We start from the raw sequence: 21,221 nt of genomic DNA on the forward strand, positions 1-21,221 counted from the left end.
CTTCGAAACTCGAACCATCTTTTGTTTGAGGCGTCGAAACTCGAACCATCTACGGCTCAGAGTGTATTTGCGGCAGTTGTGATAAACGCGCGCCTAGGCCAGCTGACACCAAAGCACACCTACAGCAGCGGCAGTCGCATACACGAGGCGGGCTGAGCGGACTTAGTTGGCTTTCCTTATAAAGAAAAACTCGGAATCCGTAGAAAGCGCGTCGGCAAAGCGCCAATCCGGCGAGTCAAATTGCTTGAGTTCTTCAGGCGCTTTGACCTGGTGCACGGCAGCGTAACGCAGCATTTCGCCACGAGCCATCTTGCAATAAACTCCTTTTTGCACCAGACCACGCGCAGTTTCAACGACAAAATTACAGCTAACCATCCGGTCTTGCGGCGTAAGGTAGCGCTCAACCATGCGTGAATACTCTTTGGAAGCAAGGTTAACAACCACATGGTCAGCACCTACGCCACGCATTGCTTCTTGATAGACTGCATCGCCCCAATACTCATAAAGACTGCGTGTACCAGCCACCTGCGCTTTTTCCTGCATTTCTAGGCGATAGGGCACCACTGCATCAAAAGGTCGCAGCGCACCATAAAGTCCCGAAAGTATAAGCAGATGATCTTGCAAATAGGCCAGCTGTTCTTCTTCCAAAACACCGGCCGCAAGATAGCTAAAAGCAATGCCATCATATGACAAAATCGCAGGTACAAGCCCGCGTTCTAGATTTGCTTGCGCAAGCGCATCATAAGCTGCCTGTGCAATAGAGTCGCTCGTCTTCCATAGGCGCTTTGCTTCCTCATAAGAAAGCGACTGCAACCACTCAAGCACTGTTTGCGCTTGTACAAGAAAAAGCGGCTTGGTAAGCGGAGCAAGGTCATCAGCCTCACTCCGCATACGTTTTGCTGGGGAAAAAATGATTCTCATCGCAGGGACAATCTATTGGGCGTCAAGCAGATCAAGCGTATCCTGGGGGTTTTCTGCAGCCTTCACTTTGGTCTGCACGCGCACAATATGGCCCTTCTCATCAATAAGGTACGTACTACGCACAATGCCCATATAGGTTCTGCCATAGTTTTTCTTTTCCTGCCACACGCCATAAGCCTCGATGATTTTATGTTCAGGATCAGATAGCAGGGTAAAGGGAAGGTTAAACTTCTCCTGGAATTTCTTGTGTGATGCCACGGAGTCTTTGGAAACTCCTAGGACAACAGCACCCTTCTCAAGGAACTGAGGGTAACGCTCGGCAAAACCACAAGCCTGCTTGGTGCAGCCAGGCGTATTGTCTTTGGGATAAAAATACAAGACAACTTTTTTACCCTGATAATCGCTGAGTTTATGAGTTACACCATCTTGATCGGGCAACTCGAAGTCTGGTGCAATGGCTCCAATTTCTAACATAATCCTCCTTTTTTAAAAGCAGGGCGCAACGCTCTTGCGTCACGTCCTGCTTGAATCTATCTGGTACTACTCATTGCGTCATAACATAGCTGCACCACGATGTGCCTGCGGAGCGTCTACTTATAAGAGTAAAAACCCTCGCCAGCATTGATGCCTGTCTTGCCTTCGGCAATCATGGCCTCAATCTTTTTGATAAGGATATTATGAATATCGTTGGGGTCATCCGTAGTAACCTGCATCTTAACGATGTTAAGCACCGTGGTCAGACCAACAACGTCAATGATACGGAACGGGCCATGAGCGGCGCCTGTAGCAATCTCCCAGACGCGGTCGATATCCTGAGGACTCGCGACATCTTTTGCCCAGAGCATCTGCGCTGCACTCAAGAGGGGCACGAGCATGGAATTGAGCACATAACCCGGCTGCTCCTTGTGCAGCTGGATGGGAACCATAGCGATATCTTGGGAGTACTGTACCAGCTGTTGGTAGACATCATCGCTGGTACCAGGATGCGGCATAATCTCAGCAGTATTGCCAATCCAAATATTATTGGCAAAGTGATATCCCAAAAACTTTTCAGGACGCCCCGTCTTTTCGGCAAAAGTGCTGGGTAACAGTGTTGAGGAGTTGGTAACGACGATAGTCTTTTCGGGAAGGTGCTTCTGCAGCTCCTCATAGAAGGCTATCTTCTGCTGGGGATCCTCAGCTACAGCCTCGATAACGAGGTCAGCATCACTAAAAGCCTCATCCCAGTCGGTGGTTAAATGAAGATTGGTACGAGCAGCAACAGCAGCAGCCTTAAGCTCGTCGATATGCTCATCAGTTGCCTCTTCGAGCTTGCCAAAACCAGGAGCCCACTTACTCTTGTCGGTCTTTGCAGCTTCTAGGCTCGCAACATAAATTCCCTGCAGACGATCAAGTTTGGGCTCACAACGACCAATAGAGGCCTCGCTGCGCAGCCAAATGGTAACGTCAAAACCTCTGAATGCACTTTGGTAGGCAATCTGGCTGCCCAAAACACCGCCACCAGCAATGGTGACCTTCTTAATACCCATGTATTGGCTCCTTTCAAAGAACTGTAAAAGTATAGCGAAGCAAGTCGCGAGAATGTTATGAGCCACGCGCTTCGCCAGCCACAAGTCAAGTTATACCCCTCGCTACACGTAAATAGACAGCCGTCAAATGAGCGCCAGGATTGCTTGGGTAAATGGAGCGTATTTTCTGCTCAGCGTCGTGGCAGACAAGGATTTCGTAGATTTCCATAATCTGCACGGTCAAAGTGACATAGCAAAGGTCAAAGTGACACAACAGATTTCCTATAAGGGGTAACTCAAGCCTTAACTTGTGCAAGTTGGCATATCCATCAGCACATTTCTGCTTTGCTCCCCTATGATTTCATTACACAAAGACACAGGAGAGACTATGGTCATACAGCACATACAACAAGAAGGTCAACACAACATCAAGGTGGTCGTAACAAGTGCACCAAACGACCCACGCGCAATCAAGATTGTTGATCAACTGAAGACAATCGATGGAAAACTCATCGCATATGAACCTGGTACGGTAACGCACCGCATACTGCCCTATAACGATGTGCTATTCATTGAAATTCATACTCAGCGGTGCTGGATTCATTGCAGCGGCGGTATTGAGCTCGAAAGTCCTCAACGCCTTTACGAACTAGAAGAGTCACTCGCACGCACAGAATTCATCCGTATCTCGAAGCAGGTTATTGTCAATTTCGATAAGGTTTTACGTATCCGACCTGAATTCAATCGCCGCCTTATGCTCGAATTGGAAGACGGTACGCAGCTACTTGTGACGCGTAGTTATGTACCCGAAATTAAGCGACGACTCAGCATGCTATAGCTTTATTGTCCATAGCTTTATCGACCATATGCACATCCCGAGAAAGGACCATTATGACAACAGAAAATGACACCAGTACCAGCATATTTGGCAAGACCTATGAGCAAAAATCATTAACCCTATTTGTACGCGGTATATTGAGTGGCAGTTTGTTTGCAGTGGTAGGGCTGCTTCTCGCTTGCGCTGTTTGTGCAGCCGTAGGCAAGTGGAACCAAGGAATCGCCATTTGTTTTTCCCTTATCATCGCAAGCCTTTTGGGAGGATTGTTACAACAGTTTTGGTTTAGCTATCTTTTGCTCATGAAGCCAAGCTACCCCGTAAGAATTGCCGGCTTTGGTCTCAGTTACTTTGTCGTTCTTTCGTTTTGCGCTTCAATAGGGGCTTGGTTTCCTGCAAAAAATCTTGGTGCATGGATTGGTTTTATCGTCAGCTATTTGCTCATACTTGCCATTATGACCGCTGGCTTTACCCTTGCATTTCGCCATCAAGGCGCCAGTTACAGCGAACGTCTTGCCGCCTACCGTAAACAACAAGGCAAGTAAGCAGCAATCCCATCCTGCTGACAAGCTCACTTCTTCATTTTGTCAGGCGAATGGCTGAGTTGGAGAAAAAGATGTTTTCTGTCTCTTTTGCTACCTACACATCCCCTTTAGGCAAGATTTTTCTTGCTGCCAACACAGAAGGGCTCTGTGGAGCATGGTTTGAAAACCAAGCACATTTCGAAGAAAAGCTCGCAATACGTCTTGGCCTTTCAACGACAGATTTGCCCCATGAAGATCTCAAAAGAAACGCTGGTATTTTGAGCTCACCGTATATCTCACGTAGCTGCACGTGGCTTGATGCATACTTTGCAGGAGAAATACCTACTACCTTCCCTCCTTTTTCTCTTCATGGGACAGCTTTTCAGGAAGAAGCATGGGCGCAGTTAACTCAAATTCCTTATGGCATATGCACTACTTACGGCGCACTTGCACAACAGATAGAAAACCATCAAAATGGCGGGAAGCGCGTTTCTCCTCGAGCCGTTGGCGCAGCAGTTGCACGCAACCCTATTTCAATTATTATTCCGTGCCACCGCGTTATAGGTGCAAATGGTAGCCTTACGGGTTATGCAGGCGGCGTTGAACGCAAACAAAAACTGCTTGACTTTGAACAAAAAACTATGAGAAATTTGATGCAAAAAGACATCAAAATATGAATAAAAGCGGGGATAGCATGGCAGAAAATGACTACGAAAACACCTCCAGAAGCCCACAGGAAACTACTGTCAGTCCCGCTGTCAGCTCTAATGTCAACCCTACTGTCAGTCCAAAGGATGCAGATCACACTTTTGTAAGTTCTATCCCTTTGTTTGCGGGATTGTCTGATGATGCCAAGGAAAGCCTTATCTCAGGAGCAATACATAGTTTGCGTCCCAAAGGATCCATCTTGGTACATGAAGGCGACCCTATTAATTCCATTATTATTGTTCGCTCGGGACGTATCAAAACTTTTCGTACCGACAGTAACGGTCAGGAATATGTATTGGACGTTCTCCATGACGGGCAGGCAATTTGGCGCGGCGTATTCATGGAAGAGCAGACCTATCACTACTCCGTAGGCTGCCTTACTGATGTGGATCTCTATATCATTCGCCGCTCTCATTTTGAAACGCTGATCAAAAACAATCCTAAGGTGGCCATAGGACTGATACACATGATTGGCGCAGAACTTTTTGAAGCTGAAGAAAAGATTATGATGCTCGGCATACGTGACCCTCAACGCAGGCTTGCGGAATATCTTTTGTATCGAGATGAGCGCTGCGTCGGCCCTGAAATTCGTCTTAAGTTACAAGATATTGCGAGCTCTGTTGGACTACGGCCCGAAACCGTCTCTCGCACCCTGAGCGCCTTTGAACGCAGGGGTATGTTGCGCAGAGTAGGACAGGGAAGACTTTTGTTGCTCGATCGTTCTGCTTTACACGACGTAGCAGTCGGGAGCAACTAAGCAGACATGGAAGAAAAGTACGCGTGAGACCAAACAGTCGTATGCTGCTGTTTTTACGTATGGCCCGTGTGCAACAATGCTTTTTCCAACGAGCTTGCGTCTTAACAAAATACGTGGTGAATAACCAGGGTCGTATCTGCGGCGATGCCATGAATTTCCTGTAACTTGATTCTAATCATAGAATGTACTCCTCTCCCCCTCTAGATTGGACGTTACACAACGCAAGAAATTGCCGCAAGGAGATGTAACGCATGCTGGGAAGAGTTCACTCAACAGAGTCGTTTGGTTCGGCCGACGGCCCTGGGGTGCGTTATCTTATTTTTCTCCAAGGCTGCTCGATGCGTTGTCGCTACTGTCACAATATTGATACCTGGGCGCTCGACAAAGGTGAGCTAAAAAGTGCTGATGAGCTATTAGATCAGGCCGAACGCTATCGTAACTACTGGGGAGAAGAGGGTGGCATCACGGTAAGCGGAGGCGAAGCGCTTCTGCAAATCGATTTTTTGCTTGAACTCTTTTCCAAAGCACAGAGCCGCGGTATTAACACCTGCCTTGATACGTCACTTGCGCCTTTTTCACGAAAAGAGCCTTATTATGAAAAATTCCAAAATCTCATGCAAGTCACTGACCTCATTCTCGCAGACATCAAGCATATCGACCCTGTTGAGCACAAAGCCCTTACGGGCAAGAGCAACGAAAACATCCTTGATGCCCTTCGCTACCTCTCCTGTATCAACAAACCCATCTGGATACGACACGTGCTCGTTCCCGGCATCACAGATGACGACAACTACCTCAAACAAATGCGAGCTTTTATCAAAACATTAAATAATGTCAAACGTATTGAGGTGTTGCCTTATCACCGTCTCGGCAGCTTTAAGTGGGACGAGCTTGGCATCCCCTATACCTTGGGAGATACCAAGCCACCAACGGCAGAACGTGTGGCTCATGCCGAACGAATTCTTTTGGGAACCGATACCTGCGATGCGCAGCAAACCTGCGATGCACAGCATACCTGCTAAGGAGGCATAGAGATGCAAGTTCGTGACGAATGGAGCGGCTTTACGAAAGGCCACTGGACTGAAGACGTCAATGTGCGAGACTTCATCCAAAAAAATTACACGCCTTATGAGGGCGACGAGTCTTTTCTCGTAGGCCCCACTGAGGCAACCGACAAGCTCTGGAGCAAGGTACAGGAGCTCCAGGCTCAGGAGCGCGCAAATGGCGGTGTTCTTGATTGCGAAACCGAAATTGTCTCTGGCCTCACTGCCTATGGTCCTAGCTATATCGACTGCGCTATGAAAGACTTGGAGCGCATTGTCGGTCTTCAGACTGACAAGCCTCTCAAGCGCGCTTTTATGCCTTATGGCGGTATCAAGATGGCCCAGCAGGCAGCCGAAACCTATGGCTATCACATAAACGATAAGTACGACCAGATTTTTAACGAGTACCACAAGACTCATAACCAAGCCGTCTTTGATGCGTATACCCCCGAGATGCGCGCCGCACGTCACTCTCATATTGTCACTGGCTTGCCCGATACCTATGGTCGTGGTCGCATTGTTGGTGACTATCGTCGCGTTGCACTCTATGGCATCGACTTCCTCATCGCCAAAAAGCAAGAAGACCTCGCCAATTGCGGTGGTCGCAGCATGACTGACAATGTTATCCGCCTGCGTGAGGAAATTGCTGAGCAGATTCGTGCCCTTAAGGGTATGAAAGAGATGGCCAAGATCTACGGTTATGACATCTCTGCTCCTGCTGCCAATGCGCACGAAGCCTTCCAGTGGCTTTACTTTGGCTACCTGGCTGCTATCAAGACTCAAAACGGTGCAGCCATGTCTGTTGGTCGTATTTCCACCTTCCTCGATATCTATCTTGAACGTGACCTTGCCGCAGGGACACTCAGCGAATCTGAAGCTCAGGAACTTGTTGACCACATGGTGCTTAAGTTCCGTATGGTCAAGTTTGCCCGCATCCCCTCTTACAACGAGCTCTTCTCGGGTGACCCCGTATGGGCAACCCTTGAAATGGCTGGCCTTGGCATGGATGGTCGTCACATGGTGACCAAAAACGACTACCGCTTCTTGCATACACTTGAAAATATGGGGCCTGCACCCGAGCCCAACCTTACGGTTCTCTACTCAAAAAATCTCCCCCAAAGCTTCCGTAATTACGCCGCTAAGGTTTCTATCACTACCTCATCGGTTCAGTACGAAAACGATGACATTATGCGTCCTGTCTGGGGCGATGACTACAGCATCTGCTGCTGCGTATCCGCCACCGAAACTGGCAAAGAAATTCAGTTCTTTGGCGCTCGTGCAAACCTGGCAAAGTGTTTGCTCTACGCTATTAACGGTGGTGTCGATGACAAGTTTAAGGACAAGCAGGGACACAATATGCAGGTTGGCCCTGAGTATGCTCCTATTACGTCTGAATACTTGGACTACGATGTGGTCATGCACAAGTTTGACCTCATGATGGATTGGCTTGCTGACATCTATGTCAACATCTTGAACCTCATCCACTACATGCATGATAAGTACTATTACGAGGCTGCCGAGATGGCACTTATCGATACCAACGTTCGTCGTACGTTTGCCACAGGCATTGCGGGTTTCTCACACGTTGTCGACTCGATTTCGGCAATCAAATATGCCAAGGTCAGGTGCTTGCGCGATGAAAATGGCATAGTTTACGACTTTGAGACCGAAGGTGATTTCCCTCGTTACGGCAACGACGATGACCGCGCGGACGATATCGCTGTCTGGCTGCTGAAGGCATTCATGACCAAAATCAAAAAGCATCACACCTATCGTGATTCTGAGCCAACCACCTCTATTCTTACCATTACCTCTAACGTGGTATATGGCAAGGCAACGGCTGGCATGCCTGACGGTCGCAAGCCCTATACGCCCTTTGCTCCTGGTGCCAACCCTGCATATGGTGCCGAGCAGAACGGTCTGCTTGCCTCGCTCAATTCTGTAGCAAAGCTCCCCTATGAGTACGCGCTTGATGGTATCTCTAACACCCAGACTATTAGTCCTGGCGCGCTTGGTAATGACCTTGAGCAGCGTAAGGCAAACTTGGTGAACGTGCTGGATGGTTACTTTGCCGCAGACGCGCATCATCTCAATGTGAATGTCTTTGATACCGACAAGCTCAAGGATGCCATGGAACATCCGGAAAAGGAAGAATACGCGAATTTCACGATTCGCGTCTCTGGCTATGCGGTTAAATTTATCGACCTCACACGTGAGCAGCAGCTTGATGTTATTGCTCGTGCCTGTCACGATCAGATGTAGCGCTGCGCTCATGGAGCAAATCGTCAACTAGAGCGCAATGGCCCGAGCTGCTTATGGCGCGTATGGCTCGGGCTAGCAAAACTTCAAAAGATGATTCGTTTCTCGATAGCTCATTTCAAAAGATGGTTCGTTTCTCGAAGTAGAGGAAAATCTGACCTGCGGTTTTACGCTCGCCTACTTCGAAATTTGAACCATCTTCAATTGGAGCCCTCGAAAGTTAAACTATCTGTGCTTGGCGCATGCAAGACGAGCGTGAACAAGTGGATGAGAAGCATCGAGGCTTAGCTTTTTATACTCCGCTGATTACGGCACCGGAATCCACTGCAGCAACAGCTAGCATTGTTCGCGTAGCAAAACCTGTTTTGCTTAACATGCTTTGAATGTTGTTGCCCACGGTGCGATCAGATAAACCGAGACGCGATGCAATCTTGGCATTGGTTGCACCTGTTGTCAGTTCGCGGAGGATGCGCACTTCCAAAGGCGTAAAGTCGCTCACCAATGCCTTTCCCAGTTGGACCTCGGGTACAGAAGCAGGAAAAACTCGCTCGCCTGACATAGTGCGCTGTATCAGCTCGACAAGCGATATGTCACTTGCAGTCTTATACCAAAATCCATCCACGTGCGCACTTTTTGCGCGCTCAATAAAGTCCACCTCGGGCTGGGAAGTAACCACTAAAACCTTTATGTGAGGCATACTTCTCTTGAGCTTTGATGCTGCCTCGAGTCCGCTCGCGCGACCTGCCGTCACAACGTCCATCAGTACTAAATCCACGGGATGACCCAGACACCATGCCTCAGCAAGTGCCGCACTAGCAAGTGTTCCCGAGAGCTCGCACTCCTTTGATTCCTGCACCATAAGCTCAAAGAGACGAGCAGCAATGGGGTCGTCTTCTACTATCAACACCTTATACACTGTCCGTCTCGCTTTCATCACTTTGTGGCAACAATACCAGCAACTTAAACTGAGGCCATGCCTCAATCTGCATTACTCCACCTGCCGATTCTATTTTTTTGCGCAGTGCAGTCAGTCCACCGCCTTCAACAATTGGCCCCTCTGGTACCATGCCGTTATTCGTAAGCTCACAAGACCAGCCATTGCTCAGACGCTTGCCCTCAATAACAAGTTCGTCACCCTGTGCATGCCGCATGAGATTTGTCAGCGCCTCCGCCCCTGCTGCCAACAATAGACTTGCCGCTTCACCCTGTGGTGGCAATTCTCCCAATGTCTGCAGCTTAATGCCTACCGATTGAGCAGTCTCACGTAACTGCTGCAAAAGGTCGGTTTCTTCGAGCGTTTCTTTTCCCTTTTCAGACAGGATAAGCTCAGCACTCAGCCGCCAGCGATTCCAAATACCTTCAACCGTCGCCACATTGGAATCCTCATTGCGCAGTAGCGCATGGGTCTCTGCCAGCAAGCGTCCCAACTCATCATGCACTGCGGCTTTGCGATCAAGAAGTTCGCGTTCCACCATCAAGGATTCAGCCTCCTGCGCATAGGCATGAAGCTGCTGTCCGCGCTTTGCAAGCAAGACGTTTTTCTTTTTGAGCTCACGATTAAGCAGTATAAGTTCGGTGACCTTATGCGCAGTAATTTCTACGGCTTCCTCACCGCGATAGGGAATGAGAGCTCGATGCAGATGCCAATACTGTCCTCGCAATTCCACGATAACATCCTCGGCATAAAGATTTGCCAGCTGAGCATCTCCAGATAATTCTCCCGCTCGCAACATCTCCCAAAAAAGCTTCGCGTTATCAAGCGGGGCACCAAAAAACTCATTGCAAAGCTCATCCATACATACATTAACCAGGATAATTAAGCCGTTTTTTTGGGCGAAGACTACACCGCTGGGCATCGTATCAATGCCTTCTTTTATCGCAGTTGCGGATATCCTAATTTTTAATGGGGACAAGATTGACACGACAAACACCTCCCCAGTGGCATTGTGAGCTCAACGCACCACGAGTGTCCATCAACTTGGGTTTCCACCTTTGCGCCCAGACGCTCTGCTCGTCTGCGCGTGCGCACAATACCTTCCGCAGCAAAAGCATCCTCGGCACATTCCAACTGTAGATTTAACACTAAGCAATCCGCTTCTACTGAAAGATTTACCAACAATGCTGAGAGCGTCGGATAAGCCCATTCAACGAGCTCTTCAAAAAAGTCATAAGCTAGCTCGAGATTTCGTAAAGAGGCCTCTGCCTCACCTGAGCTCAACACCGTAGCACGTCTACCCGCTTCACTCAGGTGGTCACATGATTCCCGCAGACACCAAAAAAGCTCACGGGTACTTGCCTGAGAATGCTGGCTTTCGATAATGATGAGATTGCAACGACGCTTGATATAACAGCCCGCCACACAGAGCTGCGCGAGAAGTTCGGGGCGCTTGTCTACAAGCACATCCCCTTCATCAACTAAATGGTGGATCAGGCGAAATTTATCCGCGCAATCATGCTTAATGCGGCTAAAAAGCTTTGCGCGCACATCAAGCTCTGCTCGCCTGCGTCTGATATCAACATGAGCCTGAGCTAGCTCTGCATCTTCCATGAGCTCAGTGTTTTGCTCCTCTAATTGGTGGCGAGCTTGATATTCCAGACTGTTATCTTCAACCCAACAAAAACTGCCTCCTGACACAGGAATACTATGCACTGATTTGCCAGTAGAAGTGCCCTGCTCCCAAGTAGTGGGCGCATTTTTTGAAGCCACCAACACCTGACCCTGCTCGTCAAGCAAGGCTGCCTGGAGCGAAGATGCTTCAAACAGCTCTTGGTAATTGCTGTTCGTACGAATAAGCCCCGCCGACATCAAACACTCATACTCAAACATCACCAGCAAACAATAAAAACCAGTCATATCTAGATACTCACGCAGCTGATATAAAATCCCATAAATAATGCCCATAACAAGCGGAATCAGTAGCGCTACCAGCCAATTTCGACTGTAGGGAACATGGCTGCGACGAATGATGATGACTATGGTTCCAATGGCACACGCAATAATAAAAGCCAATACGATATAGCGAAGCGGACCATATGCGTAGCCATGTCTATTCCAAAAGACAGAATCTGAAAAGCAAAACATCAGCTGATGCGCATCATTAGAAAACACGCCAAACGAGAGTAGTACTCCAACGACAAGAAGTGCTACATGTTGCCACGTGGGATGCCAAGCCATAGGCTTGTTGATGGAGACCGCGCACACTACGCTTAAAGCTGGCATTAAACAAATAGGAAAATAGTAGGCATACCACAGGTAGCGAATGAGCGTCGCATCTTCTACATAGTACCATTTGATTATGCGTAGCATCATCCAAAGCAACATCAGCGCAGCTATACCTAAGAGCAGGTAACGTGTCCATCGCTGGACAATATTGCCTACGCGAAAAAAGCTCCAAGCCAAAAGCACAAAAATCAAATAGATGTCATATATAAGTCCTGGTGAAGACACAACGGACCCTAAGTACGTGCCCAAAAAATTCCGTAGCAAAAACCAAATAAAAAATGCAGCTAAGAGCAGCGCTGGTGCACGATAGCTCCGCAATTTTCTTAGCGCCGTCTGCATTGCTCTCCCATCCGTCTTTGGTATGTATTGTGCAATGAGAACCCCAGATAAAAAAGAGTAATTCTGCTCTATGCAATAAGTGGTAGCTCGGGCAAGGTGAAAGCAACAAATTACCCTCGTTGATGAAGGGAGAAACTATGGGGCTGTTTGATCGCTTCAAAAAGAGCAACTGCGCAGTCTGCGGCAAAGAGGTCGGTGCTTTGGGCAAGCGCAAGATAGATGATGGCTACATCTGCAAAGATTGTGCCAATCAGCTCTCCCCCTTCTATCTAGGTCGCAAGAAGTCTTCCGTGGAAGACATCAAAGCACAGCTAGAATATCGCGAGGCCAATAAAGCTGACGTTGCAGCATTCCAGGCAAATCGTACGCTTGGCTTGAATGAAAAGGTCATGATTGATAGCGTTAAGGGCAATTTTGTCGTGGTGCGCCAAGGCCGCAATTGGAAGGAAACTAACCCTGACGTCATCCCCTTAGCGCAGGTCACAGGTGCACAGGTAGATTTTGACGAAGAGCGCGATGAAGAGATCTACACGGACAAAGACGGCAACTCCAAGCGCTATGTACCTCCTCGCTACACGTATTCATATACATCAAAGGTTGTTGTAAGTGTCAATAATCCTTGGTTTGATGGCTTTACCATTGATGTATCGAGTGGAAGCACTTCAATGCCGCACTCCTTGGAATCCGAGCAGGCACGTACAGCAGCGCAGGAAATTTGTGAAGCTCTTACTACCGAGCGCGAGCGTATTTATGAATCCATCGAAGCGGATCGCGCACCAAAGACGGCAATGACCTGTCCTCACTGTGGTGCCACAACAACTCCCGATGCATCAGGCTGCTGCGAATTCTGCGGTGGTGCGATGACGTAGTTTTGGCTGCGGGCTAACAAGTTGTAGAAATGCATGAGGGGCATAGCTTAATCAAAAGACAGCATGTGTAAGAGAAAAGCCTATGCCCTTCATCATGTCTGCCCAAGCAACTCTATGAGGGATGCCCTAAGCGGAGCAAGTCGCAATTCAGAATTTTTTGTCCACTCTTTCAATACGTGGGTGAGCGAATGTATGAATGGGTGACCTATTCATCTGGTATCTGTAACACCAAATATACCCATGAAGTCAACTTGCTGCAACTTACACTCCCATCTGCGACTCCGAATATTATGCGTAGAAAAGCCTCGTGATTTGGATGAAAATCATAACCAGAAAGACGCAGCAGAACGCCCAATACAGCTGCACCCGTACGTTTATTGCCATCAATAAAGGGATGGTTTGCAATTATTCCAAAAGCGCACCTACATGCTTTTGTAACCACTCCTGGATACAAATCCACTCCTTCAAAAGTTTGGAATGGCTGTGCCAAAGCCGATATTAATAGGTTTTCATCGCGTAATCCTGTAGCACCACCAAACTTTCTGATTGAAGCATCGTGAATAGTTATCACGTCCCTTACCGAAATGCGAGGCGCATAGGTCATTTTGCAAGTTCCTCAAAGACATCAGAGTACTCATCCATAAAATCTATGGCAACATCAAGTACGCTCACCTCAGTCGAAACAGGTTGAATAACTACCCAAGGTCGATTATTTTTGAGAACTGTCACAGGCCTACCGCTTTTATTTACCTCGGCAGTTACCTTCGAGAAATTATTTTTTACCTCGGCAAGACCCATCGTTAGCGCTGGCATTCTATCCTCCTTTTTAGATATAATTATAGCCAAAATAATGACTACTATCTTGAACACTCTAACCAAAAATAAATGAACGCAGACACTTTTTCTTGTGACCTTTGAAAGCGTGATCTTATGTGGTTGATAGCAGCTGTCGGATCGGCGGTTTTTGCAGGACTCACTTCAATACTTGCAAAATGTGGGCTGAGTGATACAGATTCTGATATTGCAACCGCACTACGGACAATCGTAGTTTTAGTATTTGCGTGGCTCATGACAGCTATCGTGGGGTCTGTAGGAAGCATCGCCGCTATTGATGCAAAATCCCTGCTGTTCCTTGTACTGCCTGGACTGACAACGGGCGCATCATGGCTTTGCTATTACTACGCTATCCAAAACGGGATGGTAAGTATCGTTGTTCCCCTAGATAAACTTTGTATCTTGGTGACTATCGCATTTTCTGGAATTATCTTTCATGAAAAGTTGTCGCCAAAAGCTGCTTTGGGTTTGGTTCTCATGTCAGTCGCAACTCTTGCAATGGCACTATGGTTATAGACAGGGTGCGCCTATAGCTGCATGGTCTGACATGTCATGCCCGCAGTAATCTACAGGGCAATAAACGCAGCAATTGCATCACTAGCGTATTGAGCAGTACCTTCTCCAAACTTATCAATATTTTTCTTGAATTCTGGATTAGCAGAATAACTAGCTCCAATGCAGCCAAAAACCTCAGGCAAGCAGTCAAAAACATACGTATTGATATGCTCAAAAAGCTGGTTTGCAAGCTGCAAATTTTCTTCCGACGCAGCAGGAATGTCTGCTGCCAAGTTTGTCGCAAAAGCGCGAAATACCTTATTGAATGCCGCGGAGATTTCTTCTTCCCTGCCTTTTTGACGATGCTGTGACTCATCAATAACTTCGTTACCGTAAAGTTTGCGAGCCTCGCTTTCGTACTTGGCATTGTCATTCCAAGAAAAACCCTGGAACTTCTCCTCAACTGACATAGTAGTCTCTCCCTTATATGCACTAATGGTCTTCTTTAATGTATTAACCAGCGTGTTTAGTTGGCTTTGCTCATGTTGAAGAAGCAAAAGCTGGCTCTCAAGCATCCCTAGACGATCCTCTTTTGCACTCTCTAGTAATCCGCAAATCTCTTCCAATGAAAATTTAAGTTGACGATAAAACAGAATACTCTGCAATGTATCAAGGTCTTCATCGCTGTAATAGCGATACCCGTTTTTTGCCCGCTTTGGCACCAACAAACCGATTTGGTCGTAGTGATGTAGCGTGCGAACGGATATGCCCGAAATCCTAGCTGCTTCTTGGATAAGATACATACACCCCTCCTCCGCAAACAGTTATACGACCTCACGCTGCGTAAGGGTCAAGCATGTTTTTAATATTTCTTATTTTGGTTTCTATCCTCACGAATACAAAGTGGATTGCACCTAGACGAGAATGCAGCATAGTAGGGCTCAAAGCTTAGCTACTGGTTGCGCTATCTTGCCTGAGTCTAGATGCCGCAAGGATAGCAGCTGGCATGCATCTGCTCGTCCAGCACGACTGTACGATAAAAACCAAAGCCTCCCGAGAAGTTATAGCAATCAATACCCTTTTGCTTTAGGATGCGTGTCGCAAGATAACTACGCAGACCACTCTGACAAATAAGATATGCGGGTTTGTCCGTATCAATTTCGCCGATACGCTCGCGCAACTCGTCCACCGGAATATTTACAAAGCCATCGATATGACCGCGTTCATACTCAGCTGCTGTACGCACATCAAGCAGGGTTACCCTACCATCACGTGGCAACTCGGAAGCCATATCATAATGCCACTGCTTTACCAATCCGCTCTCAAGATTCTCAACCATAAAGCCGGCCATATTGACGGGATCTTTTGCCGAAGAATAGGGTGGTGCATACGCTAGGTCGAGTTCTGCCAATTCGGTAGCTTTCATACCTGCATGAATCGCTGTAGCCAACACATCAATGCGCTTGTCTACGCCCTGCTTGCCGACAATTTGCGCACCGAGGATACGCAGACTGCCCTTTTCGTAGATAAGTTTTAGGGTCATTGCGCGCGCACCTGGGTAATATGACGCATGTGACACAGGGCTGAGAACCACCTTGTCGTAGTTGAGACCCGCGCTTTTTGCGGTGGTTTCGTTAATGCCCGTAGATGCAATGGTGAGATCAAAGAGCTTAATGATGGATGAACCCTGTGAGCCTGTAAACCGCGAATCGATGCCGCATATATTGTTTGCAGCAATACGGCCTTGTTTGTTGGCGGGGCCTGCGAGAGCAATCAAAGTATCAGCGCCGGTCACAAAATGCTTAACCTGCACGGCATCACCAACTGCATAAATATCGGGGATGGAGGTCTGCATATGATCATTGACCACAATGCTGCCCTTGATGCCCAGCTCAAGACCTGCCTCGCGCGCCAATGTCGTATCAGGCGTGACTCCAATAGCTAAAAGAACCATATCCGAGTGCAGCGCTTCTGCATCCTTAAGGAGCGTTGACACGCCTGTCTGCGCATCGCGAGCAAAACCTTCAGGCCCTTCAGGCTCTTCAAGCGTGGCATTCTGCGCATCGCGAGCAAAACCTTTAACCGTGGCATTCAGACGCAGGTCAACGCCCTGCTTGCGCAGTTCGGCATGACAAAAAGCTGCCATGTCTGCATCGAGAGGAGGTAACACCTGTGGAGTGTTCTGCACAAGGGTGACCCGCACGCCCAGCTCCACCAAGTTTTCAGCCATCTCAAGACCGATAAAGCCACCGCCTGCAACAACAGCAGTCTTGGGCTGGTGCTCGACAATCCACTCTTTAATTTTGAAGGTATCTTCCACCGTGCGTAGCGTAAAGACCCCATCAAGCTCAGTACCCACAAAGTTAGGTACCGTTGGGCGAGCACCAGGTGAGAGCAGCAAGCGATCGTAGCTTTCCTCAAACTCCTCGCCCGACTCAAGATTACGGACAAGCACCACCTTGCGCTCAGGAATGATACGCGTTACTTCATGGCGCACACGTACATCCAAACGAAAACGCCTATTGAGACTTTCAGGAGTCTGTACCGCAAGAGCCTTCTTGTCGGTAATGACGTCTCCTATGTAATACGGAAGACCGCAGTTTGCATAAGAAACGTAAGCAGAGCGCTCAAAGATAATAATCTGAGCCTGCTCATCAAGTCGACGAATACGAGTTGCCGCACTTGCTCCGCCAGCTACGCCACCCACGATGACCACTTTCATGGCTACCTCTCAATCTTGCCTCGGTATGTCGCAATACCACCGGATGCGTATTAGTTTTGACGCCGAATCCAAGCCCTTAGAGCGGAGTATATAACCACAAACAAAACGGCTGCAACAGGCCAAATCCCCCAAGAATGACCCCAATCCCAGGTGAAGATGGAATAGGCTAGGTAAATAGCAGTCACAAGACACCAATACACTCCAGGTAACCAGTCAATACAGCGACCAATACGTTTGTTTTCTATGGTGAAATCTTCTATTTGCAGTAGTTTGAGATAACTCGAGCGGATCATCCCAAATTTAACGAGGAAAAATACTCCTGCTCCCACAAAGGCAAGAAACAAAGGAACGCTAAGATACGAAACGGAGTCATCTTCAAATATTGATCCTATAACAACCACAGGCAGCACGCCTAGAAAGATTAAAATGATGCTGAATGCAAGCGTAAGATGATAAGAGCTTTCAAATGCTTCTTTTTTACGCAGAATGGCAGCTTCCACACCATATTGCAGCTCAAGCTCCTCGCCTTCTAAGTATTCATAGCGTTTTAGCTTGCCACCGTTAACGATGAACAACGCTGTAGCAACTGCAACAGCAAGCAATAAAACTGCGAGACCAATTCCTGTAGCGGTGCCCTCACTCATCCCCATAAAATTTTTTTCGCTAAGCGCTTCCAGCACAAACAATACAATGGGAGACCATGTGCACAGGGCAACTCCAAGGGCCATAGCAGAAGAACTTTGTGCCACAAGGTTGGTATATTCACTCGCTTCCTCGAGTGAAACTTTACGAACATCAGACGATTCTGATGCCGCCAAAACATTAGCATCAGAACGAGAATTGCTTGTATACGCCTCGCCGCTCTCTTGATTGTCCACAAGAAGCGATAAGTTCTGCTCATCATCAGCATTATCTTTGAATAGGTAATCAACACTCACACCAAAAAGCTCGCTCATCTGCACGACCTTGGTAATGTCAGGCATAGCATTTGTAGCTTCCCACTTTGATACAGACTGACGTGATACACCTAATTGCTGCGCAAGTTCTTCTTGGGACCAGCCGAGACGTTTGCGTAAGCTCATAATTTTTTCTGCGAGAATCATAATCAGTGCCTTTCGGATAATGATTTTCCTCTTCGTCGACGCGGTTAAAAGCTTAGGAAACATAGCTCAATTTCGCTACCAACTTTGGTTGGAACCTTGTCAACCACTGGTTGCATAGGCCCTTTAGCTGAAAATATAGCTAAGTATCTTTCTGCAAAGATAAAAATTTTGCCTGCCAAACCACTAACCTATGTGCTTATCAACGTAGCCACGTGTTGCCATCGCTCTATCGCAGTCTTAAAACGTTGCAACCCGAGGTTGCAACGAATCGGGAGGGTTTTGATTACAGATTTGTACGCAAGAGATACTCATTCCCGTACAACTTAGCAGCAAGTGTGGTTTGAAAAGTAATTCTTAAATGGGATAAAGCAATCAACTAGCATATTATAGTTAGTCATACCTAACTATAGGGAGTTTAGTATGAATAAAAAGACGTGGGATCGCTTTGCGCCGATTTATAACTTGGCATTGAGGTCTGAAAAACATCTCTTTGAGACAATGTATATGCGCATTGCCCACCTGGTCGAGAACAAAGATGTACTGGAAATCGCCTGTGGCCCAGGGCAACTCGCAAAGCACATTGCACCATCAGCCCATGAGGTTGTAGCAACAGATTATTCTTCAGGCATGATTTATGAAGCACAAAAAGGTACGATACCTGCAAATCTCAGTTTTATGGTTGCAAACGCCGTGGATCTGCCATTTGAAGATAATACGTTTGATGTTGTTGTTATAGCAAATGCACTGCATATAATCCCTGCCCCCGAGAGGGTACTTGCGGAAATAGATCGTGTACTCAAAACTGGCGGCTTACTTGTAGCGCCTAACTTTGTTGCGCGTGAGGGCAAGCAGAAAGCTAGGTTGTGGACACGTATTCTCGAAATTGCTGGCGTTACATTTGAGCAGCAGTGGACTGCAGCAGACTACATGACATTTCTTGCAGATAATGGCTGGCAGATACAGCACTTTACGACGCTATATGCTCGGATACCTCTTCTCTATTGCGAATGTATCTCATCAAGCTCTTCTGCGCGTATGCCCCAAAGCTAAGCTTTCAGCCTCAGTCCACTCAAAAATACTTCCTCAATATATATGAGCGATTGATCTGCTGGCAAACCTTGTTAATCAGATAAACGCTTTTGCGACGGCTGAGTCCGCAGCAGCGGAGTCACATTATGAGTCGCAACCGCAAGTGTCGAGGCATTATGTAGAAAGGCAGCAGTAGTAATGGTAATAAACTGCGCCACACCAAGTGCGATGAGCGCAGAGTTGAACATGACAATAAAGTGATACTTACGGTGGATGCGTTGCATAAGTCGCTGCGAGAGTACTCGCAACTCAACAAGAGACTCAAGGGAAGAGCCGTGCACTGAGACATCCGCTACGGCACGCGCAATATCACTTGCATCAGCAAGAGCTACCGATACATTTGCCGCCGCCAGTGCAGGTGAGTCATTAATACCATCACCAACCATTACCACGACATGGCCTTCATCGCGTAGCTGCTGTACAAAATCGCTCTTATCCTCGGGAAGTACCTGAGCATAATAGTGGTCAATACCAAGTTCTGCGGCAACCGTAGCAGCACAGTACTTGGAATCCCCTGTAAGCATCACAACATCCTTGATACCTAAGAGCCGCAACTGGCGAATAACCTCAGTTGCTTCGAGGCGCAAGGGATCAGAAACACAGATGGCACCCAGCAAACGACCAGCCATTGACACATAAATGTGAGAGCTGTCTGGCTCCTCGCAAATAATCCGTTTGAGCAAATCTTCGTTGCGTGGCACTCCTTCATCTTCGAATATAAAATGGGCTGACCCAATCAATGTGTCCTGACCATCTATCGTTGTTGAGATGCCATGCGCTATCACATAACGCACCTCAGCGTGCAGTTCTCGTTCATGATGTAGCCCGCGTAGCTTTGCTTCGCGCACAATAGCGCGTGCTACGCTGTGGGGGTAATGTTCCTCAACGCAAGCGGCATAGCGCAGCAGAGTATCTTCATCTACATCTGCGCATGTCAACACCCGCTTGACACGTGGTTCTGCCACGGTAAGCGTGCCTGTCTTATCAAAAACAATTACATCAGCAGCCGCAAGTGCTTCAAGGTATTTGCCACCCTTAACAATCACATTACGGTCAGCTGCCTCTTTCATCGCACTCATCACCGCGATAGGCGTGGAAATTTTTATTGCACAGGAATAGTCCACCATGAGCACAGCCATAGCCCGTAGGATATTGCGCGTGTATGCAAAAACACCAAAAAAGGCAGCAAAGCTCCAGGGTACAAGTGCATCAGCAAGTCGTTCTGCACGGCTTTGGCTTGCAGCTTTCAGCTCTGATGAGCTTTCTACCATCGAAACGAGCTGATCGATACGCGCGCGTCCTGGGGGTGCTGTTACTTGTACCTGCAGGTCACCATCCTCAAGCGCTGTGCCAGCATAAACAGTAATACCCTTATCCTTATGTACAGGACGAGACTCGCCAGTCATGCTTGCCTCGTTAAGCTCACCTTCTCCTGCCACAATAAAGCCGTCAACAGGCAAGACCTGACCGCTACGAATATGCAAAATATGACCCTCGCGCACATCTGCAAGCGAGACTTCAACGTCAATACCATCTATAATTCGCCACACGGTCTCAGCACGGGTGAAAAGTCCATCTGCCAAAGCAATGCGAGCGCGTCTCTGTATATGTTCCTGCAGGATATCAGAGAGGCCTAGTAGAAAAATAACAGTAGAAACATCAGCGAATGCACCGCGCACAAGCGACACGGTAATTGCTGTTGCATCAAGAACCTCAACAGTCAACTCACCTTTTACCAGTCGCCTCAGGCCCTCCCAAATGCGAGGTATAGCGCGAAGAATAATCATCGCATATCCGATGGGTCGTGGGAGAAATAGCCTACATAGCAAGCGTTGCACAACAAGATTGCCCGTTTGCAGAGCAAAATCGTTGTCCGCCACTGCCATGGACAGCTCACCCTCGTCTGCCTTTTGAGGCAAACTGAGCGTATTGAGATTATCAACTGTCGCCAATACGGCATCACGAGCAGCAGGACTACCCGTAACCAATATC

21 protein-coding genes are annotated in these 21,221 nt (G+C 47.8%); 9 read left to right on the top strand and 12 right to left on the bottom strand.

The window, feature by feature from the left end:
- Positions 1 to 162 precede the first annotated feature (162 nt).
- The 3 genes from yaaA to Q0X25_RS01050 all read right to left on the bottom strand — a co-directional run bounded on the left by yaaA (position 163) and on the right by Q0X25_RS01050 (position 2,450).
- Complete coding sequence (gene yaaA, locus Q0X25_RS01040; protein WP_298578505.1) at positions 163 to 921, bottom strand: peroxide stress protein YaaA; 759 nt, start codon at positions 919 to 921, stop codon at positions 163 to 165.
- 12 nt (positions 922 to 933) lie between these two features.
- Complete coding sequence (bcp, locus tag Q0X25_RS01045) at positions 934 to 1,395, bottom strand: thioredoxin-dependent thiol peroxidase (RefSeq protein ID WP_298578506.1); 462 nt, start codon at positions 1,393 to 1,395, stop codon at positions 934 to 936.
- Positions 1,396 to 1,511: 116 nt separating this feature from the next.
- Positions 1,512 to 2,450 (bottom strand): 3-hydroxyacyl-CoA dehydrogenase, encoded by a 939-nt coding sequence (locus Q0X25_RS01050; protein WP_298578507.1) that lies wholly within the window; start codon positions 2,448 to 2,450, stop codon positions 1,512 to 1,514.
- Positions 2,451 to 2,817: 367 nt separating this feature from the next.
- Between Q0X25_RS01050 and Q0X25_RS01055 the strand changes: the two genes are divergently transcribed.
- From Q0X25_RS01055 to pflB, 6 genes are all read left to right on the top strand, one after another.
- Positions 2,818 to 3,267 carry a LytTR family DNA-binding domain-containing protein gene (locus Q0X25_RS01055; RefSeq protein ID WP_298578508.1) on the top strand — a complete coding sequence of 150 codons (450 nt, stop codon included), beginning with the start codon at positions 2,818 to 2,820 and terminating at the stop codon, positions 3,265 to 3,267.
- A 53-nt stretch (positions 3,268 to 3,320) separates the two neighbouring features.
- Positions 3,321 to 3,809, top strand: coding sequence for a hypothetical protein (locus tag Q0X25_RS01060; protein WP_298578509.1), 489 nt, complete (start codon positions 3,321 to 3,323; stop codon positions 3,807 to 3,809).
- A gap of 71 nt (positions 3,810 to 3,880) precedes the next feature.
- Positions 3,881 to 4,465: a methylated-DNA--[protein]-cysteine S-methyltransferase gene (locus Q0X25_RS01065; RefSeq protein ID WP_298578510.1), complete on the top strand. Its 585-nt coding sequence runs from the start codon at positions 3,881 to 3,883 to the stop codon at positions 4,463 to 4,465.
- A gap of 17 nt (positions 4,466 to 4,482) precedes the next feature.
- Positions 4,483 to 5,253 (top strand): Crp/Fnr family transcriptional regulator, encoded by a 771-nt coding sequence (locus Q0X25_RS01070; protein WP_298578512.1) that lies wholly within the window; start codon positions 4,483 to 4,485, stop codon positions 5,251 to 5,253.
- 251 nt (positions 5,254 to 5,504) lie between these two features.
- A complete protein-coding gene (pflA, locus tag Q0X25_RS01075; RefSeq protein WP_298578514.1) occupies positions 5,505 to 6,275 on the top strand; it encodes a pyruvate formate-lyase-activating protein in 771 nt (256 codons plus the stop codon).
- A 12-nt stretch (positions 6,276 to 6,287) separates the two neighbouring features.
- A complete protein-coding gene (gene pflB, locus Q0X25_RS01080) occupies positions 6,288 to 8,558 on the top strand; it encodes a formate C-acetyltransferase (RefSeq protein ID WP_298578515.1) in 2,271 nt (756 codons plus the stop codon).
- 289 nt (positions 8,559 to 8,847) lie between these two features.
- Here the strand turns inward: pflB and Q0X25_RS01085 are convergent, their stop codons facing one another.
- From Q0X25_RS01085 to Q0X25_RS01095, 3 genes are read right to left on the bottom strand one after another with little or no spacing between them, the layout of a single operon-like run.
- Positions 8,848 to 9,471 carry a response regulator transcription factor gene (locus tag Q0X25_RS01085; RefSeq protein ID WP_298578516.1) on the bottom strand — a complete coding sequence of 208 codons (624 nt, stop codon included), beginning with the start codon at positions 9,469 to 9,471 and terminating at the stop codon, positions 8,848 to 8,850.
- Complete coding sequence (locus Q0X25_RS01090) at positions 9,464 to 10,477, bottom strand: hypothetical protein (protein ID WP_298578517.1); 1,014 nt, start codon at positions 10,475 to 10,477, stop codon at positions 9,464 to 9,466. Before Q0X25_RS01090 ends, Q0X25_RS01085 begins: the two co-directional genes overlap by 8 nt.
- Positions 10,456 to 12,003 carry a histidine kinase N-terminal 7TM domain-containing protein gene (locus Q0X25_RS01095; RefSeq protein WP_298578519.1) on the bottom strand — a complete coding sequence of 516 codons (1,548 nt, stop codon included), beginning with the start codon at positions 12,001 to 12,003 and terminating at the stop codon, positions 10,456 to 10,458. Before Q0X25_RS01095 ends, Q0X25_RS01090 begins: the two co-directional genes overlap by 22 nt.
- Before the next feature lie 251 nt (positions 12,004 to 12,254).
- Here Q0X25_RS01095 and Q0X25_RS01100 point away from each other — a divergent pair, with 251 nt between their 5' ends.
- Entirely contained in the window at positions 12,255 to 12,986 is a 732-nt protein-coding gene (locus Q0X25_RS01100) for a DUF4428 domain-containing protein (RefSeq protein WP_298578520.1), read from the top strand.
- A gap of 205 nt (positions 12,987 to 13,191) precedes the next feature.
- Here Q0X25_RS01100 and Q0X25_RS01105 read toward each other — a convergent pair whose 3' ends face one another.
- Together Q0X25_RS01105 and Q0X25_RS01110 are read right to left on the bottom strand one after the other, a co-directional pair.
- Positions 13,192 to 13,590: a type II toxin-antitoxin system death-on-curing family toxin gene (locus tag Q0X25_RS01105; protein ID WP_298578521.1), complete on the bottom strand. Its 399-nt coding sequence runs from the start codon at positions 13,588 to 13,590 to the stop codon at positions 13,192 to 13,194.
- Positions 13,587 to 13,799 carry a type II toxin-antitoxin system Phd/YefM family antitoxin gene (locus Q0X25_RS01110; RefSeq protein WP_298578522.1) on the bottom strand — a complete coding sequence of 71 codons (213 nt, stop codon included), beginning with the start codon at positions 13,797 to 13,799 and terminating at the stop codon, positions 13,587 to 13,589. Before Q0X25_RS01110 ends, Q0X25_RS01105 begins: the two co-directional genes overlap by 4 nt.
- Positions 13,800 to 13,916: 117 nt before the next feature.
- Between Q0X25_RS01110 and Q0X25_RS01115 the strand changes: the two genes are divergently transcribed.
- Entirely contained in the window at positions 13,917 to 14,336 is a 420-nt protein-coding gene (locus Q0X25_RS01115; protein WP_298578523.1) for an EamA family transporter, read from the top strand.
- A 50-nt stretch (positions 14,337 to 14,386) separates the two neighbouring features.
- Here the strand turns inward: Q0X25_RS01115 and Q0X25_RS01120 are convergent, their stop codons facing one another.
- The 3 genes from Q0X25_RS01120 to Q0X25_RS01130 form a co-directional block, all read right to left on the bottom strand.
- The gene (locus Q0X25_RS01120; protein WP_298578524.1) at positions 14,387 to 15,118 is read right to left on the bottom strand and encodes a MerR family transcriptional regulator; all 732 of its coding nucleotides are present in this window, start codon (positions 15,116 to 15,118) and stop codon (positions 14,387 to 14,389) included.
- Positions 15,119 to 15,294: 176 nt separating this feature from the next.
- On the bottom strand, positions 15,295 to 17,037 hold the full coding sequence (locus Q0X25_RS01125; RefSeq protein ID WP_298578525.1) for an FAD-dependent oxidoreductase: 1,743 nt from the start codon (positions 17,035 to 17,037) through the stop codon (positions 15,295 to 15,297).
- A gap of 50 nt (positions 17,038 to 17,087) precedes the next feature.
- Positions 17,088 to 18,140, bottom strand: coding sequence for a helix-turn-helix domain-containing protein (locus tag Q0X25_RS01130; RefSeq protein WP_298578528.1), 1,053 nt, complete (start codon positions 18,138 to 18,140; stop codon positions 17,088 to 17,090).
- A gap of 420 nt (positions 18,141 to 18,560) precedes the next feature.
- On the opposite strand from Q0X25_RS01130, the gene Q0X25_RS01135 reads away from it, so the two are divergent.
- Positions 18,561 to 19,190 carry a class I SAM-dependent methyltransferase gene (locus Q0X25_RS01135; RefSeq protein WP_298578529.1) on the top strand — a complete coding sequence of 210 codons (630 nt, stop codon included), beginning with the start codon at positions 18,561 to 18,563 and terminating at the stop codon, positions 19,188 to 19,190.
- A gap of 71 nt (positions 19,191 to 19,261) precedes the next feature.
- Here the strand turns inward: Q0X25_RS01135 and Q0X25_RS01140 are convergent.
- Positions 19,262 to 21,221: heavy metal translocating P-type ATPase (locus Q0X25_RS01140; RefSeq protein WP_298578530.1), on the bottom strand; the 1,960-nt coding region annotated here is incomplete at its 5' end.

Source organism: uncultured Olegusella sp., from assembly GCF_947253395.1.
GTDB lineage: Bacteria > Actinomycetota > Coriobacteriia > Coriobacteriales > Atopobiaceae > Olegusella.